The following is a 15,931-nucleotide window of genomic DNA, read 5'->3' as shown; positions in this document are numbered from 1 at the left end:
TTTTACTGCAAAGATGCCACAGATTTATAAAAATGAATCAATTCAACGTGTTTTTTTGCGGAACTTAATATAATTAGCGTTTTTTTGCTGAATCATGTCGCTATACATCACGTTTTTTTGGTGTTGCAAGGCATTAATTTATAGGAAAACAAAAATTTAATCCTTTTTAAATGAATCCATTAATCGTCGTTACGGGAGGTACCAAAGGTATCGGTAAAGCCATTATCCACCGCTTTGCCCAGGCAGGTTTTGATATTGTTACCTGCGCCAGAAATGAAGCAGATCTACTGCACCTTAGGGAAGAGCTGCTGAAGCAATTTCCTGAAACAAAGTGCTATGTGGCCACTGTGGATATGTCGAAAAAAGAGGAGGTGAAAAGCTTTGGCGAGTTGGTGAACAGCCTGCCGCAGGCAGTGGAAGTGTTGATCAATAATGCAGGGCGGTTTATTCCAGGCTTTATTCATGAGGAAGAAGAGGGTGTTTTGGAGGAAATGATCGAAACCAACCTGTACAGCACCTACCACCTGTGCCGTTCGATAGTTCCAGAGATGAAGGAGCGGAAAGCGGGCCATGTTTTCAATATTTGTTCAACGGCAAGTATTACCGCCTACACCAACGGTGGCTCTTATGCCATTTCCAAACATGCTCAACTCGGCCTGACCCGTGTATTGCGGGAAGAAATGAAGGAGCATGGGGTGAAGGTTACCGCGATTATGCCCGGGGCAACCCTGACCGCCTCCTGGGATGGGGTAGATTTACCCGAAGAGCGCTTTATGAAAGCGGAGGATGTTGCCGAAAGTGTATGGAGTGCCTACCAGATGAGTCCTTCGGCCGTGGTGGAAGAAATCGTGATCCGTCCACAGCTCGGTGATTTGGGGTAGCAGATTTATGGGTGGTTTTTCGGTGATGAGCCGTTAAATTGGTATTTTTGCGTAGGTGGTCAGAAGAAAAAGGTGGTTTTCAAATCGGTTTTTCCACGCCTATTGTTTTTGGTAAGCATATTTTTCATAGCTTCAGCTATGTTTTTGATAGAAATAATCTGATGTCAGAGAATAATAATTTAGAAGGTAAATATTGTCCGAGCCTTACCCGCTATCAGCGTCGAAAGGCGTCTGTAGTTCATATAGGGAAAGTGCCGATGGGCGGAGATTTTCCGATACGGGTACAATCCATGACCACGGTGGATACCATGGATACTCAGGCGGTGGTAGAAGAAACCATCCGTATGGTAGATGCTGGCTGTGAGTATGTCCGCATTACCGCACCCTCCAAAAAGGAAGCGGAGAATTTAGCCAATATCAAGGCGGAATTACTCAAAAGAGGCTACGATGTCCCTTTGGTGGCTGATATTCATTTTACTCCCAATGCGGCGGAAGTGGCTGCACGCATTATCGAGAAGGTGCGGATTAACCCAGGGAATTATGCTGATAAAAAACGCTTTGAGCAGATAGAATACACTGATGAGGAATATCAGGCGGAGCTGGATCGTATCCGCGCCAGATTTGCCCCGTTGGTTGAAATTTGTAAAGCGCACGGTACGGCGATGCGTATCGGTACCAACCATGGGTCGCTTTCTGATCGTATCATGAGCCGTTATGGTGATACCCCGCTGGGGATGGTGGAATCTGCTTTGGAGTTTCTGCGGATCTGTGAGGACCTCGACTATCACGAAGTGGTGTTGTCGATGAAAGCTTCCAATACGCGTATTATGGTGCAGGCTTACCGAATGCTGGTAGAACGCATGGAGCAGGAAGGTATGCGTCCATACCCGTTGCACCTCGGCGTTACCGAAGCAGGAGATGGTGAAGATGGCAGGATTAAATCTGCCGTTGGAATTGGGACCCTGCTGGAAGATGGTATTGGCGATACTGTGCGGGTATCATTGACCGAAGCACCAGAAGCCGAAGCACCAGTAGCAAAAAAATTGATTGACCGATATGTGGGACGTGCCGAACACGCTGAAATCCCAGCACTGAAACAATCGCCTGTAAACCCTTACACTTATGAGCGCAGAAAAACACAGGAAGTAAGTGTTTTTGGTGGTGCGCAGGTGCCCCGGGTAATTGCAGATATTTCTGCCCTGACCGCCCGTGGCGAGGTGCAATATAAAGACCTTAAAGTAATTGGCCACCATTATTTGCCTGAACTGGACAAGTGGAAAATGGGCGACCTTGGGGCTGATATGGTTTATGTGGGTAAGCACCCTTTGCCTTTCATGTTACCCAATGGACTGAAAGCGTTGGTGGATGCTTCGCTATGGCAACAGCAGGAAGCCGACGAACATCAATACCCTGTTTTTACTGCGCAAGAATGGTTGGCAACAGCACGTCAGCACGAGGCGCTGAACTTCATCCGCCTGTCTATGGCCGATTGGTCGGAAGCGTTGAAGGCGTCTTTGAAAGATTATCCAGTGGTATTTTTACTCGAGACTGAAAATGATCACGCCATGGTGGCCACCCGCCGTTTGATTTTTCAGCTGATGATGGAAAATGTGAACGTTCCTGTGGTTGCATGGAAACGATATGCCGAGCTGGAAGAGGAAGATTTTCAGGTGCATGCTTCAACAGATGTTGGAGGCCTGCTGATTGATGGCCTGGGGGATGGCGTAATGCTGAGCCCGAAATTTGTGGATCAGGATGCTGATGCCATGATGACCAGGGTAAAAATGTACAACCAGGTGAGTTTTGGTATTTTGCAGGCAGCAAGAACGAGAATGACCAAAACGGAATATATTTCTTGCCCTTCCTGCGGAAGAACGTTGTTTGATTTGCAGGAAACCACCGCCATGATTCGCCAGCGGACGGATCACCTCAAAGGGGTGAAAATCGGTATTATGGGCTGTATTGTTAACGGGCCAGGAGAGATGGCTGATGCAGATTATGGCTACGTAGGATCTGGCGTCGGGAAAATCACCCTGTACCGTGGGCAGGAAGTAGTGAAGCGAAATGTGCCTTCTGAAAATGCGGTGAATGAGCTGATTGAAATTATCAAAGAGGACGATAATTGGTTCGATCCACAATCATAATAAAAAACGTGGTGATCGGCTAACTTTGTGGTCGATCATCGGGTTTTCCCAATATCAACACTTATACTATGAAAGAATCTACCGATGAAAAACCAAAGGGCTGGAAAGCCTATTTTCAGTTCTCTGAAGTTTTAGGCTACTTTTTCAGAAAGAAAGACCCTAATCGTCCGACCTCCTTCAGCCTGAAAATGATGCACGGAGTCAATAAAATCTCTATCCTGATGTTTCTGATAGGGGTAGTGTATTTGGTAGTGCGTAGGTTGATGTATTAACGCGGAACACGGGCTATGCTTTGGCCTTGCCTAAAAGTGCCGTGTTTCTAAACACTTGTAAGGCGCCTCTGAAGGAAAAAATATTGCTCGTTTCATAGTTCACCTTTGTTCTCCAAAGTTCATTCTGAAGGTGCTTGCGGGTATTGCCAATCGATTCCCGTGTGGCAAGGTATTCATCCTTCATAATGGAAGCGATTTTGAGCTCTTCCATCAATTGGCTGAGCTTTTTCCAGATAATGGCATTGGTGGCACAGTGCATTCCTTCAGTCTGTAAAAAATCGACCATCGGGATGCCGCTCAAACCTCTCAGTTCATGGGCAAGCGCAGGAAATTCCATTTTGTGCAATTCCCGAATCTCCACCTCAAGATTGCACTTGATGATGTTGAGATTCCTGATTTTTTGAATAAAATAATCATCCTCAGGAAGATTTTGCCACTTCTCGAATTGTTGCTGCATAACGGTTAGTGCCCGTTTTCCTGTAGAAGACAGACGATGCCTGTTATTCTGCATCTGATCGATGAAATTTTGCAGGCTTGCTTCGAATTGAGCTTCGTGATATAGAACAACATTTGGCATTTGTTACAATTTTAATTTTTAAAAAAATCAGGTATTGCATTGGAATAAACTCTATTTCAGTTCTTTATGCTGAAATTGTTCTCCTTTGCGTAAATAATCTGCGTACCTTATTTGTTTGAAGATAAACATCTCAAGTAATCAAGCTTGTTTTTCCCCAAAACAGCACATTAAAAATTGGCAATTCGATCGCCTTATTAAGGTACACACTATTAATAGTGCAATTGATGACAGAAAACCACTTTCGAGATGCATTATTTTTATGTTGATTTTTCAACCAATTTCAAATGTTTTGCAATGTTGTACTGTGATTGCGTGGATTTTAGTGGTAGGTTTTGAGGTGTAGGTATTGATGTAGTTTATGCTTAAACCATGCTTGCCCATTAATATTTGTATCATTTTTCCGTGATGTAAGTTTCTCGTTGAGGTTACCTGTTTTTTAGTATAGAATTGTTTGCGATAAAAATTTTTTCAGCTGAAAAAGCGCCTTTTTATTTCTGTCAGAAAAAATCTCAGTACTTTTCTCTACATTTACACCCTCAATATTTACCCTGGCAGTTGGTTTAAGTGAGCCTGCTGCCAATGTGTTTCAGTAATTGGCTTTCTATACAAATAATATGCTTCAGCAAATTTTTCAGCTCGATCAGGGGTGGTTTTTGGCACTTAATCAATGGCATTGGGATTTTCTTGATCCGATCATGTATGCTATTACCTATAAATTTACTTGGATTCCCTTTTATGCTGTGCTGTTGTATTTTTTGGTTAAACAATACAAAAAGGAGGTATGGGTATGGATTTTAGCCATTGTCGTGTGTATTGTTTGCGCCGATCAACTGGCGAGCGGCCTGATCAAACCTCTTTTTATGCGACCGAGGCCAAGCCATGAGCCGCTGCTTGAAGGTTTGGTGCATGTGGTCGGTACCCGTGGAGGAAAATTTGGATTTGTTTCCTCACATGCTTCGAATACTTTCGGATTATCCTTATTATTATATAAAATCATGAAGCCGCGATACCCATGGATCAAATGGTTATTTTTTTGGGCGGTGGTTGTGGCTTATTCCCGAATTTATGTGGGGGTACATTATCCCCTTGATGTGATTGGCGGTGCACTGGTCGGTTTGTTCTCTGGTTGGGTAGCCGTGAACTTTGGGAATTTGCTGACGCATTTATTTTTAAAGAAAGATGAAGAAAAAAACGGATAGTTATCAACACCAGGGATTGCGCCGGCAACTGATTCTTGAGCTGCAAAAAAAAGGCATTACCGATAAAAATGTTTTGGCCGTGATGGGTAAAATCCCCCGACATTACTTTTTTGATGAGGCTTTTTTGTTTCATGCCTATGAGGACAAGGCTTTTCCAATAGGCGATGGGCAAACGATCTCTCAGCCATATACGGTCGCTTTCATGACGCAACTTTTGGGCGTGAAAGCGGGATATAAAATTCTTGAAATTGGTACAGGCTCAGGCTATCAGGCATCGGTGTTATGCCATTTGGGTGCTGCGGTATATTCTGTAGAGTATGTCAAGAATTTACATTTGAAAGCCGCAGAACAGCTTAATGAGTTCGGTTTCTCACCCACTTTATTTTGGGGCGATGGCTCCAAGGGTTTGCCTGCACATGCGCCTTATCAAGGGATAATCGTAACGGCGGGAGCACCAAATTTACCACAGGTTTTGTTAGAGCAACTTGTGGTTGGTGGTCGGTTGGTTATTCCTGTTGGTGACCATGAGCGACAAAAAATGTATCGATATACCCGTGTTTCGGAAACCAAATTCGAACAGGAGATATTTAATGATTTTAGTTTTGTACCTTTGAAAGGAACCTTTGGTTGGTAGATATTATGGAGGAAGGAATGGATAAAGCACAGATGACGGATTTTTCCGCAGTATCATTTTTAGATCACGATCTGCTGTTTGTAGTCAATGAAGCGCACGACGAAAAACAGGTGGCCGAAGTGGCCGAACAACTGCTTGCCGATGTGTATGTGGCTGAAGAGGCTACCACTGAAGATGCTGAAGCAGCAATTCCATTTCCTGTATATGGCAATGCGGAAGCTCAGGTGCTGGTGATTGTAAAATACCCTGCTGGCCTGCCTGATAATGACCGAACGCTGCTGTCCAATATCCTGAAAGCAAAAGATTTTAACATCGAGGACGTGGCTTTGGTCAACATGAGCGAAGCGGAAGGTTTCGGCTTTGCGATGCTTCGTGAGCACCTTCCAGCCACTTTCATCCTGACTTTCGGGCTCTCTGAAGCCGATATTCCAGAGTTGCGAGGCTTGCAGTGGAATGTCGCCCGTAAGGGAAAAACACTCACTGTTTGCCCAACGAACAGCCTGTCTTTAATGCACAATGACCGTGACGCCAAGCTGGCACTTTGGAACATGATTAAAGGTTTGCCCATTGCCTGATCTGGGCATGGTAGCCGTAGATGCATGACCATCTAAACACTAACCATATTACTTCATATAAAAAAATCGGGCTTCAATCGTTTTTGGGTTTGAAATGAGCATGTATTTATTGATCTTCGGGATTATAGAAATCAAATCATTTCATGAAAAGTTGAAGCCATTCTGAATGGGCTTTTCTTTTCGAAAAATACGCTCGAATGTCTAAAAATTTAAGACTCCATTCTTTTTTAGTGCTGCTGCTTGTCGCCCTGTCTTCTATAGCAGTTGCCAAACCTAATGTACACTACCAGTTGAGTATGCCGATGCCTCAAACGCATTATTTTGAGGTGGCCTTTAAAGTAGATAATTTCAGAGGCCAGCAGGCGGAAGTGCAGATGCCAGTCTGGGCACCAGGAAGCTACCTTGTTCGGGAATTTGCTGGCCATGTGGAAGGGGTAAAAGTTACTGCGCAAAATGGGCAGGAGCTGACCTTCAGGAAAAAAGACAAAGCCACCTGGGTGGTCAATACCAAAGGAAATCACAGTTTTACTTTCTCTTATAAGGTTTACGCTTACGAACTTTCGGTGCGTACCTCCTTTATCGATGCCTCCCATGCATATATCAATGGGACTTCCGTTTTTATGTACCTGAAAGGGCATAAAGATTTGCCGATCAAGTTGGCGATTACTCCTGCTGAGGGTTGGTCAACGATTTCTACGGCGATGGATGCAGGGAAAGAAAAAAACACTTTCACGGCCAAAGATTACGATGAGTTGGCAGATAGCCCTATTGAAATAGGCAACCAAACGGTATTTGATTTTACGGCCTCAGGGGTGAAGCACACCGTTGCGATGTACGGGCAGTCGAATTACGATATTCCTTCGCTTCAGGTAGATATGAAAAAAATTGTGGAGCAGGAAACGGCAGTTTTCGGTGGTAATCCGAACGAGGGTAGCCATTACCTTTTTATTGTTCACAATATTGAGAACCCTGGAGGAGGGCTGGAACATAAGAAATCGACCACCTTGCAGGCTGAACGCTGGCAATACGGTACTGACAGTGGCTACAAACGATTTCTATCGCTGGTAGCGCACGAATATTTCCACCTTTGGAATGTTAAGCGTATTCGCCCAGAAGCTTTGGGGCCATTTGATTATCAGCATGAAAATTACACCTCCTTATTATGGGTGGCCGAAGGAGTAACCACTTATTATGACGACCTGTTGCTGCTTCGTTCTGGTGCTTATACGCAAGAGCAATATTTGAGTAAGTTGGCGGCCACAATCACAAGGGTGGAAAATCAGCCAGGCTCACGGGTACAATCCTTGGCAAGTTCATCTTTTGATGCCTGGATCAAGGGTTACCGCACAGATGAAAACTCTTACAACTCCACGATCTCTTATTATACTAAAGGAGTCGTTGTGGCGGCCTTGTTGGATGCCATTATTATTGACGGCTCAAAAGGGAAGTATAAACTCGACGACGTGATGAAGTCATTGTATCAGCATTATCTGAAAACAGGGAAGGGCTATGATGAAGCTTTGGTGAAATCGACGGTTGAAAAGTATGCCAAGCAAAACCTGGATCAGTTTTTTGCTGATGTTATCCATGGTACGAAAACCATTGATTACAAGAAATATTTTGCTGCGGTTGGAATGAATTTGACAGATGCAGGTCTTCAGGCTAAAAAATCGCCATCTCTTGGGGTGTATTTCAGCAATTCAGGAAATGATGTTGTGGTTCGTACAGTGGTGCGTGGCGGTGCCGGATGGAACGATGGGCTGAATGTTCATGATGAAATTCTGGCGGTTGATGGTGTCCGAATGACGATGGACAATTACAAGTCGGTGCTGAGCCGAATGGAATCAGGCAAAGCGATCGATGTATTGATTAACAGAGATGGTTTACTTCAAACAATCAAGGTGACGCCTCAGCCAATGCAGACGCACCAATACAAGTTCAGTGAAATGGATAAATCGACTAAGCAACAAGAGAAACTTAAAGCGATTTGGCTGGCAAAAAATGATTAATTTTTTTCAGATACCATAATTGAATTGCATAAAAAAAGCGAGTTCTTCTAAAGGACTCGCTTTTTTATTCATTGTTATTTCTTGATTATTTTTATGAGCTATGCAGACATTTTTTAGTTTCCTCCGTAAGGATCCCTTCATAAATGATGTTGATCATATGGTCGAAAATCTCTGATGGCGAAGAAGGAATCTGCTCCACCATCTCTTCGGGCATCGAGCTGTAAAACTCTGCATTGATCAGGTTACTGATACCCGAAGCGTAAAGTGCTACCACCAACGGCTGGTTGATTTCTGGGTTGATATGCCCTTTTTTCACACCTTCCTCAATCAGGCGGCTGAAGCGATTGAAGGCCGCTTCCTTTTTGTAGGCATTGATCTCGCGCCAAAGTTCAGGGACATTGCGCTGTAAATCCTCAATTAACACGGGACTGATATCACTAAGTTCAACAGCGATAAACTTCAGCATGGTTTTGAGTTTTGTAGCGTATTCCAACTCTGTGTCATTCAGTATTTTATTGACACCATCGCCTGTTTTTCTTTTGAACTCCTCAATCACTTTCGAAAGCAGTTCATACTTGCCCTTAAAGTGCTTGTAAAGTGTTTTTTTACTCATTCCTAATTGTAGGGCGATGTCATCCATGGTAACCTTCGTATAGCCCTGAGTTAAAAAAAGTTGTTTAGCTGTATCCTGAATTTTCTTTTTATTAGCAGCTTGCTTATCCATTGAAATCTATGGTTTGTACATCGGGTGCTTTGGGCGAAGGAGCGTTTTCTAAATGCTCGGTTTCCTTTTTGTGAGCTTTGTGAAGTCAGCCAAAAATAAGAAACTGATATTGGTACGTTTCCACCTGCGCGATGTTTAATTGAGATATTGTCTTGAATTTTACGCTTAAATATACAAAAAAAAGTGATTTAATATAAGCAAGAAGGAAACTAATATTCGTTTTCGGTTTTCGGTTTCTACTTTTTTTTATGATCGGTGTTTAAATATTTTTATAGAATGGCTGCATTAAGTTTACCATTTCTGAGGTGTACTGATCGTTGGGTTGTTTGATGGTTAACGAATGGCGACGATAGTGGAAGCCTGCATTTTTCCCAAAAACGTTGATCTGTCTGGGGTTGTGCGCCCCTTCCTTGGGGTAGATGACCAATGTTTCCTGAATGAAGAGTTGCTCCACGATCATATCGAGCTCAATCCAGTCGCATTGGGTTTTGGGAAGTAAAATATGACACAGCCCCTGAGGAGCCAGTAATAAGCGAATGGATGCTGCAAGTTCGTTGAAGGGCAACAGATCATTATGAAAAGCTTTGCGGCGGGCTTCGTCGGTACTTTTGAGGTGGTCAGGGAAAAATGGCGGATTTACCGCAATCAGGTCGAAGGTATGTGGGGCGTTGATGGCGAAATCCTGAATGGTACCATGGTGTATATGGAGCCGATCGCTGAAAGGGGAGTTGCTGAAATTCTCCTTTGCCTGCTGAAAAGCCTTGAGGTCTACCTCAATAGCATGAACTTCCGCCTCGGGGTAGCGCTGGGCGAGCATCAGGCTCAGTAGCCCTGTGCCTGCGCCAATGTCAAGAATTTTTACAGGGTTTTGGTGGTGTGCAAAGGCACCTAAAATGCATGCGTCGGTGGTTACCTTCATGCCACATTGGTCCTGGGCAACAGAGAATTGTTTAAAATGAAAAGCCATTGAATATGAAAGATGTGATCCTCAAAAAAAATACCTTAGTGAATCGGTTCACTAAGGCAATTTTATACAATAATTTATAATAAGGTGTTGGCTTCTTGCTCAAAGCCAGCGTCGATTAGGTGTGGTGGATGGTCTGCCGCAAGGGTTGCCAATTCATCTGCACGTTCGTTCTCAGGAATACCTGCGTGCCCTTTCACCCACTTCAGTTTAACGTCATTTACCCGCTTGTACGCGGGAATGAAGCGTTGCCAAAGGTCGGCATTTTTCTTGCCCTTAAAGCCTTTTTTTACCCATCCCCAGAGCCATCCTTTTTCTATGGAATTAATCACATACTGAGAGTCGGAGTGAATAACAACAGGTAGTTCAGGTCTTTTTATAGACTCCAAAGCAACAATTACCGCCAAAAGCTCCATTCGGTTATTGGTGGTTTTTCGATAGCCTTGGCTGAGTTCTTTTCTGTGCTGACCAAACATTAAGACGACACCATAGCCTCCAGGGCCCGGGTTTCCTCTCGATGATCCATCAGTGTAAACTGTTATTTGACTCATAACATTAAGTTGGATTTGAATAGTTTAATGGCGATGGCAAGTAGAATAATTCCAAACACTTTCCGCAAAATCGTCAGCCCTCCAGTGCCTATCTTTTTTTGTAGCCATCCACAGGATTTCAGAACGACATACACCACAAGTAAGTTGACCAGGATCCCTGTCAGGATGTTTTCCGTCAGGTAGGTGGTTTTCAGTGAAATAATGGTGGTCATGGTTCCGGCACCTGCCAAAAGAGGAAAAGCGATCGGTACTATGGCAGAAGCTCCGGTGTCCGAAGGTTCCGTTTTGAAAAGCTCTATACCCATAATCATCTCAAGCCCCATAAGAAACAAAATAATGGCCCCCGCAACGGCAAAAGAGGCGACATCTACCCCGAAGAGCCCCAGTAAGTTCTCTCCCAAAAACAAGAACAGAATCATAATCCCCCCAGCCACGAGGGTTGCTTTCCCTGATTGCACATGACCGATTTTTTGTCTAAGGTCAATAACAATCGGAATAGAACCGACAATATCGATAATCGAGAAAAGAATCAAACTAACGGAGATGATCTCTTTGAGAGAAAAGTGCTCCAGTGCAAAGTTAAAAGACATGGATAAATTGTGGTGTAGGTGGTTTAATTTATTTCGACAAAAACTGCTGTAAAGCCTGGATTCCTGTGAGAGGAATGGCAGGGAAATTGGCGATGCGAAAGCTGCTGTCTTTCCAGGCGCCATAGCCATTGCCCAGCAAAATACCTGCGGCTTTGGCTTTGGCTTTGATCTCGCGAATTTCTTCCGGCTGCCCTTTAATGGCAAGCACTGTTTTAGATTGTATCAGTTCATTTTTGACCAGCAACTCATAACCATTTTCACTCAGGAAATTTTTCCATTGTAACCATTGCGCATGCAGTCGGTCATCAGTAACGGCAATATGCTCACTGTCCTGCAGCGTACGCAACAACAGATAAATGTTACTGACATTCGGCGTGTGGGTTGTCTGAAATTTTTCCGCTTGTTTAATCATGCTCCCCAGGGCATTATAGTGACTGTTAGCAGTGGCCAGCGCACGCTCCTGCGCTTTGGGAGAAAGAATAATCACGCTCATCCCTGCCGGCAAACCAAAGCATTTTTGTACAGAAGCATACCAGATATCTGCCTGATTAAATGGCAGGCGCAAACCAGCCATGGAGCTTGTGGCATCCAGGGCGATCAGTGCTTCAGGGTAATGGCGACGAACCAAATGCAGGCTGTTTTCCGGCAGTTGTGTTGCATTGCTGGTTTCATTGTGTGTCAGGCAAACCAAATCGGGTTTTTCACTTTTATAAGCCTCAAAATCGGGCATCTCTTCTACCTCATAAGGCGCTTTTAGCGTGCGCTCTTCCCCACAAATCTGCTCATGGTAGCTGGCCCATTTTTCACCAAAAGCACCATTGTAAAAGTGCAGGCTCCGTTGGGGCTGAATACTCTGCGCAATATTTTCCCAGCATTCCGTTGCCGAGGAGGAGAACATCACCACATAATCCGCAGGGATTTCAAGCTTACAACGAATCACCTCCTGAAGCTCTTTATTCATGGCAATAAACTCCGGGCTGCGGTGGTTCATGCTTAAAATACCAGTATCGAAAGCCTCCTGAAAGTATTGGGGCAGCTGCGCGTGCACCGCTGAAGGACCTGGTGAAAAAGTGTACATATTAGAACGGAATAATTTTTTTTACTTGATGAAGTGTGCCAGTGCCAAACGGTAACTGTCCATTCCAAATCCTGCAATGACCCCTTTGCAAACAGGGGAAAGATAGCTTTTGTGGCGGAAAGGCTCTCGCTTGTGCACATTCGATAGGTGTACCTCAATCACTGGGGTGTTGACCGCACTAATGGCATCAGCGATGGCGACGGAAGTATGGGTGTAGGCGCCGGCATTCAGGATGATACCATCAAAAGAGAAGCCAACTTCGTGAATTTTGTCAATGATAGCCCCTTCGTGGTTAGATTGAAAGTATTCCAGCTCAATTTCTTCAAATTTTGATTTTAATTCTTTAAAATAGTCTTCGAAGCTCTGATCACCATAAATGGTTTTTTCTCGGACGCCCAAAAGGTTCAGGTTCGGGCCGTTAAGTATGAGGATGTTCATGGGTTGTCTGTGTTTTTTCACATGTAAAGATAATCAAGCACCTTAAAATGCCCAAAGGGCATCAATTTACTAATGGATTTTGTATTTTTGTAGCATGAACTGGCAGTATTATATCGACTCATTTAAAAATTACCTCCGTCTGGATCGACGGATGGCAGACAATACCACCGAAGCCTACCTGCGGGACCTCTATAAATTGGAGGAATTCGGGCGCTTGCGGAACTGGAATATTGGCCCTACGGAAGTGTCAGAGGTGCAATTGCATGATTTTTTGGAGTATCTTGGCGAGTTGGGGATGTCAACTTACACCCAGGCGAGAATGCTATCGGGGGTGAAAGCTTTTTATCGCTTCTTGCGTTTTGAAAATGAAATTGAGATTGACCCTTGTTCAAGAATCGACAGTATCAAGCTGAAGCGGAACCCTCCAGAGGTTTTGAATATCGATGAAATCAATCAGTTGATGGACGCCATCGACCTAAGTACTCCAGAGGGACCCCGAAATCTTGCCATCCTGGAAACCCTTTACAGTTCAGGCCTGCGTGTGAGTGAACTGATTAACCTCAAGGTAAATGATATTCATCGCGATATTGGTTTTTTGCGGATTCACGGTAAGGGTAACAAAGACCGCTTGGTGCCCATCGGAAAACCTGCACTGAAGAATATCGATTTTTATTTGGAAGAAATTCGTCCTGCGGTAAATGTAAAGCCAAACAATGAAGATTATGTGTTTCTTAACCGTCGGGGGGCAAAGCTGACCCGGGTGATGATCTTCACGATTATTAAGCGCCTTGCGCAGGCAATTGGCATGAAGAAGGCTGTCGGGCCCCATACTTTCCGCCATAGTTTTGCCACACACCTGATTGAAGGTGGGGCTGACCTGATTGCCGTTCAGGAGATGCTTGGTCATGAGTCTGTAACTACTACGGAGATTTATACACACCTTGATCAGACCTATCTGAAGCAAATTATTACAGAATATCACCCTCGTAGTTAGTGGTGAGATAACTGCAGATCATAAAATTTTCAGGGCCTTCCTCTTTCGGGGAAGGCTTTTTTGATGTTTTTTTCTCTCCATTTATTAATGAGAATAATTTTCAGCCGCTTTTCGGTTAAATTATCAGCGCATTATTTTTCAATCTATTCATTATCATTGTGAAGAAATTATTTTTTGTCTTGCTGATTATCGTCGCCGGCTTTTCGTTTGCCGAAGCCCAGGAATTGAAATTGCCCCTGTATCAGGGCCAGGTGCCCAATGCACTCCGTGCTCCTCGGGAGGAAATTGTGGAGAAAAAAGATGGTATGATGAAACTGTGGAAGGTGGAGTCCCCGGAAATTGCCGTATTCTTTCCATCGAGAAAATATGCCACAGGCGAGGCCGTGATCATTTGCCCCGGAGGTGCCTATCATATGCTGGCTTATGACCTTGAAGGGACTGATATTGCCAGTTATCTGGTTTCGAAAGGCATTACCGCCATCGTCTTAAAATACCGATTGCCTGCGGCCGAAAGTAGTAAGGTAAGATGGGAATCCCCTCTGCTTGATGCAGAACGGGCAGTACGAATAGTGCGCTCACAAGCGAAAGAATGGGGATTGAAACCCGACCGAATTGGGGTGATGGGCTTCTCTGCGGGAGGGCATCTCGCCTCTACGCTCAGTACGCATTTTTCTGCTGAAAATCCACAGGCAAAAGACCCAGTGGACAGGTTTTCTTCCCGACCTGATTTCAGCTGGCTGGTTTATCCTGTTATTTCATTTTCCGACGCCCTGACCCATATGGGCTCACGGAAAAATTTGCTCGGGCAAGAGTGGAACAATAACGATTTGGTGCACCATTTCAGCAATGAATTACAGGTGAAGGAGGATACTCCACCGGCGATTTTAATTCATGGTGTAGATGACCAAGCGGTGAATTACAAGAACAGCATGGTGTATTTTGAGGCTTGTCAGCAAAAGGGAGTGCATGCTGCAATGTTTCTGTATCCGCAGGGTGCGCATGGGTTTGGTCTGGCGGTCGGACAGGAAGGGCTCTCGGGCTGGCTCGACCAGTGTATTGCTTTCACCCGAGGCTTGCCCGCAGCCAATGAGGCACATTGATCGCCTTATTCTGATTGTCTGAAAAGGTTGTTTTTGACCCGCCCAATTCGTTCAAAGGCGTCAGCTTGAGCCAGGTCTTGAAAGAATGGAAGGGAGCATCATTTGTGGGTTACTATGAGTATAGGCTCAAGCAATACCGCCTATCCATGGTGAAATGGGCGGTAATTTATGCTTTTATCCTTAATGATGATGATGTTTGTGATCGCATTTTTGTGGCTCACGGATGGCGCCTTCTTCATAGTACTCCCTTGAAAATACACTCGCCGGACATTGAAGAACTTCAGGCTGCAAAGTGATGTGCGCCAGGTCGAACTTTTTGTCGAGGGACTTTTTGAGTTTATCAATGATGATATTGGTGGTCTTTAGGTCGTAATTATCATCCAGAACAACATGCGCCTCCATCATATTCTGGTGCTCGTTCATTTGCCAAAGGTGGACATCATGCAACGAAACGACTCCCTTGGTTTGCCGTGCAACCGTAATCATATCGGCAGGAGAAACCTCTATTGGGCTGATCTGCATAATAATCTGGTAGCAATTTTTCAGTAGGGGATAACTTGAATATACGAGGTAGGCGGAAATGCCCGTGGCAATGGCGGCATCAAGCCAGTAAATTTCAAAAAACCACATGGCAGCCGCACCGATAATCACGGCAATGGAGGTCATCAGGTCGGTGAGCAGGTGGAGGTAAGCCGACCGGATGTTGAGGCTGTCTTTGGCGTCGTGATGGAGTAGTAAAACACTGATGCCATTGGCAACTACACTGAAAGCGGCAGCGGCAAGTATCCAAAGAGGGTTGTTGAGGCTTCCAGTCGCGCCCGAGATGAGCCGCAGTAGACTTTCATAAAGCAGCACCCCAGCAATAATCAGTAAGGCTAAACCGTTAATCAGGGCTGATAAAATTTCCGCACGGTAATAACCATAGGTGGCATGACCATCAGGCTGCTTCTGACTCATGCGATTGGCTCCCCAGCTGATAACGATCGACAGTGCGTCGCTAAAATTGTGTGCGGCATCGGTGAGTAGCGCCAGGCTGCCGGTAAATATTGCCACAACAATTTGTACAGCGGTAATTCCAATATTAAGCAGGATGGTCAGGAAGAGGTTTCTGCCATTCAGTTGACTGCTGTGATGGTGATGCCCGTGATGATGTCCCATTTTAATTCGTTCTTGGTTTTGCAAAGGAAAGGTAGGAAAAAAG

The 15,931-nt window shown here is 44.6% G+C and carries 17 protein-coding genes; 9 read left to right on the top strand and 8 right to left on the bottom strand.

All coding sequences use genetic code 11. The features are described from left to right. Positions 1–170 precede the first annotated feature (170 nt). The 3 genes from AABK40_RS10435 to AABK40_RS10425 all read left to right on the top strand — a co-directional run bounded on the left by AABK40_RS10435 (position 171) and on the right by AABK40_RS10425 (position 3,297). Positions 171–881, top strand: coding sequence for an SDR family oxidoreductase (locus tag AABK40_RS10435; protein ID WP_332919939.1), 711 nt, complete (start codon positions 171–173; stop codon positions 879–881). 161 nt (positions 882–1,042) lie between these two features. Continuing rightward, positions 1,043–3,025, top strand: a complete 1,983-nt coding sequence (gene ispG / locus AABK40_RS10430) for a (E)-4-hydroxy-3-methylbut-2-enyl-diphosphate synthase (protein ID WP_338398065.1) — start codon at positions 1,043–1,045, stop codon at positions 3,023–3,025. 68 nt (positions 3,026–3,093) lie between these two features. Continuing rightward, positions 3,094–3,297, top strand: a complete 204-nt coding sequence (locus AABK40_RS10425) for a DUF6728 family protein (protein WP_338397004.1) — start codon at positions 3,094–3,096, stop codon at positions 3,295–3,297. Positions 3,298–3,310: 13 nt separating this feature from the next. Here AABK40_RS10425 and AABK40_RS10420 read toward each other — a convergent pair whose 3' ends face one another. Continuing rightward, positions 3,311–3,874, bottom strand: a complete 564-nt coding sequence (locus AABK40_RS10420; protein WP_332919936.1) for a hypothetical protein — start codon at positions 3,872–3,874, stop codon at positions 3,311–3,313. Between the two features lie 614 nt (positions 3,875–4,488). Here AABK40_RS10420 and AABK40_RS10415 point away from each other — a divergent pair. The 4 genes from AABK40_RS10415 (at position 4,489) to AABK40_RS10400 (ending at position 8,291) form a co-directional block, all read left to right on the top strand. Next, positions 4,489–5,073: a phosphatase PAP2 family protein gene (locus AABK40_RS10415; RefSeq protein WP_332919935.1), complete on the top strand. Its 585-nt coding sequence runs from the start codon at positions 4,489–4,491 to the stop codon at positions 5,071–5,073. Continuing rightward, on the top strand, positions 5,054–5,707 hold the full coding sequence (locus AABK40_RS10410) for a protein-L-isoaspartate(D-aspartate) O-methyltransferase (RefSeq protein WP_338397003.1): 654 nt from the start codon (positions 5,054–5,056) through the stop codon (positions 5,705–5,707). Before AABK40_RS10415 ends, AABK40_RS10410 begins: the two co-directional genes overlap by 20 nt. A 5-nt stretch (positions 5,708–5,712) precedes the next feature. Then, a complete protein-coding gene (locus AABK40_RS10405) occupies positions 5,713–6,282 on the top strand; it encodes a hypothetical protein (protein WP_338397002.1) in 570 nt (189 codons plus the stop codon). A 197-nt stretch (positions 6,283–6,479) separates the two neighbouring features. Further along, positions 6,480–8,291, top strand: a complete 1,812-nt coding sequence (locus AABK40_RS10400; protein WP_338397001.1) for a M61 family metallopeptidase — start codon at positions 6,480–6,482, stop codon at positions 8,289–8,291. Positions 8,292–8,382: 91 nt separating this feature from the next. On the opposite strand, the gene AABK40_RS10395 is transcribed toward AABK40_RS10400, so the two are convergent. The 6 genes from AABK40_RS10395 to aroQ form a co-directional block, all read right to left on the bottom strand. After that, positions 8,383–9,015 (bottom strand): TetR/AcrR family transcriptional regulator, encoded by a 633-nt coding sequence (locus AABK40_RS10395; protein WP_332919931.1) that lies wholly within the window; start codon positions 9,013–9,015, stop codon positions 8,383–8,385. A gap of 259 nt (positions 9,016–9,274) precedes the next feature. Beyond that, on the bottom strand, positions 9,275–9,982 hold the full coding sequence (locus tag AABK40_RS10390; protein WP_338397000.1) for a tRNA1(Val) (adenine(37)-N6)-methyltransferase: 708 nt from the start codon (positions 9,980–9,982) through the stop codon (positions 9,275–9,277). Positions 9,983–10,056: 74 nt separating this feature from the next. Next, positions 10,057–10,530: a ribonuclease HI gene (gene rnhA / locus AABK40_RS10385; RefSeq protein ID WP_332919929.1), complete on the bottom strand. Its 474-nt coding sequence runs from the start codon at positions 10,528–10,530 to the stop codon at positions 10,057–10,059. Next, a complete protein-coding gene (locus tag AABK40_RS10380) occupies positions 10,527–11,120 on the bottom strand; it encodes a MarC family protein (RefSeq protein WP_332919928.1) in 594 nt (197 codons plus the stop codon). Before AABK40_RS10380 ends, rnhA begins: the two co-directional genes overlap by 4 nt. 28 nt (positions 11,121–11,148) lie before the next feature. Then, positions 11,149–12,198, bottom strand: a complete 1,050-nt coding sequence (locus tag AABK40_RS10375) for an aminotransferase class V-fold PLP-dependent enzyme (protein WP_338396999.1) — start codon at positions 12,196–12,198, stop codon at positions 11,149–11,151. Positions 12,199–12,219: 21 nt separating this feature from the next. After that, positions 12,220–12,636, bottom strand: a complete 417-nt coding sequence (aroQ, locus tag AABK40_RS10370; protein ID WP_332919926.1) for a type II 3-dehydroquinate dehydratase — start codon at positions 12,634–12,636, stop codon at positions 12,220–12,222. 94 nt (positions 12,637–12,730) lie between these two features. Between aroQ and AABK40_RS10365 the strand changes: the two genes are divergently transcribed. Together AABK40_RS10365 and AABK40_RS10360 are read left to right on the top strand one after the other, a co-directional pair. After that, positions 12,731–13,630: a site-specific tyrosine recombinase gene (locus tag AABK40_RS10365; RefSeq protein WP_332919925.1), complete on the top strand. Its 900-nt coding sequence runs from the start codon at positions 12,731–12,733 to the stop codon at positions 13,628–13,630. A gap of 158 nt (positions 13,631–13,788) precedes the next feature. Continuing rightward, on the top strand, positions 13,789–14,730 hold the full coding sequence (locus AABK40_RS10360; protein WP_338396998.1) for an alpha/beta hydrolase: 942 nt from the start codon (positions 13,789–13,791) through the stop codon (positions 14,728–14,730). Between the two features lie 180 nt (positions 14,731–14,910). Here AABK40_RS10360 and AABK40_RS10355 read toward each other — a convergent pair whose 3' ends face one another. After that, positions 14,911–15,888 carry a cation diffusion facilitator family transporter gene (locus tag AABK40_RS10355; protein WP_338396997.1) on the bottom strand — a complete coding sequence of 326 codons (978 nt, stop codon included), beginning with the start codon at positions 15,886–15,888 and terminating at the stop codon, positions 14,911–14,913. Positions 15,889–15,931: the final 43 nt, after the last annotated feature.

Origin of the sequence: Persicobacter psychrovividus, assembly GCF_036492425.1 — a bacterium.
GTDB classification, from domain to species: domain Bacteria; phylum Bacteroidota; class Bacteroidia; order Cytophagales; family Cyclobacteriaceae; genus Persicobacter; species Persicobacter psychrovividus.
Note: the sequence above shows the minus strand (reverse complement) of the source record. Positions and strands in the feature narration are given on the sequence as shown.

Bases quoted from the DNA above. Each gene is read 5' to 3' on its own strand.
- AABK40_RS10435 (WP_332919939.1), top strand. From the start codon at position 171: ATGAATCCATTAATCGTCGTTACGGGAGGTACCAAAGGTATCGGTAAA.
- ispG (WP_338398065.1), top strand. From the start codon at position 1,043: ATGTCAGAGAATAATAATTTAGAAGGTAAATATTGTCCGAGCCTTACC.
- AABK40_RS10425 (WP_338397004.1), top strand. From the start codon at position 3,094: ATGAAAGAATCTACCGATGAAAAACCAAAGGGCTGGAAAGCCTATTTT.
- AABK40_RS10420 (WP_332919936.1), bottom strand. From the start codon at position 3,874: ATGCCAAATGTTGTTCTATATCACGAAGCTCAATTCGAAGCAAGCCTG.
- AABK40_RS10415 (WP_332919935.1), top strand. From the start codon at position 4,489: ATGCTTCAGCAAATTTTTCAGCTCGATCAGGGGTGGTTTTTGGCACTT.
- AABK40_RS10410 (WP_338397003.1), top strand. From the start codon at position 5,054: ATGAAGAAAAAAACGGATAGTTATCAACACCAGGGATTGCGCCGGCAA.
- AABK40_RS10405 (WP_338397002.1), top strand. From the start codon at position 5,713: ATGGAGGAAGGAATGGATAAAGCACAGATGACGGATTTTTCCGCAGTA.
- AABK40_RS10400 (WP_338397001.1), top strand. From the start codon at position 6,480: ATGTCTAAAAATTTAAGACTCCATTCTTTTTTAGTGCTGCTGCTTGTC.
- AABK40_RS10395 (WP_332919931.1), bottom strand. From the start codon at position 9,015: ATGGATAAGCAAGCTGCTAATAAAAAGAAAATTCAGGATACAGCTAAA.
- AABK40_RS10390 (WP_338397000.1), bottom strand. From the start codon at position 9,982: ATGGCTTTTCATTTTAAACAATTCTCTGTTGCCCAGGACCAATGTGGC.
- rnhA (WP_332919929.1), bottom strand. From the start codon at position 10,530: ATGAGTCAAATAACAGTTTACACTGATGGATCATCGAGAGGAAACCCG.
- AABK40_RS10380 (WP_332919928.1), bottom strand. From the start codon at position 11,120: ATGTCTTTTAACTTTGCACTGGAGCACTTTTCTCTCAAAGAGATCATC.
- AABK40_RS10375 (WP_338396999.1), bottom strand. From the start codon at position 12,198: ATGTACACTTTTTCACCAGGTCCTTCAGCGGTGCACGCGCAGCTGCCC.
- aroQ (WP_332919926.1), bottom strand. From the start codon at position 12,636: ATGAACATCCTCATACTTAACGGCCCGAACCTGAACCTTTTGGGCGTC.
- AABK40_RS10365 (WP_332919925.1), top strand. From the start codon at position 12,731: ATGAACTGGCAGTATTATATCGACTCATTTAAAAATTACCTCCGTCTG.
- AABK40_RS10355 (WP_338396997.1), bottom strand. From the start codon at position 15,888: ATGGGACATCATCACGGGCATCACCATCACAGCAGTCAACTGAATGGC.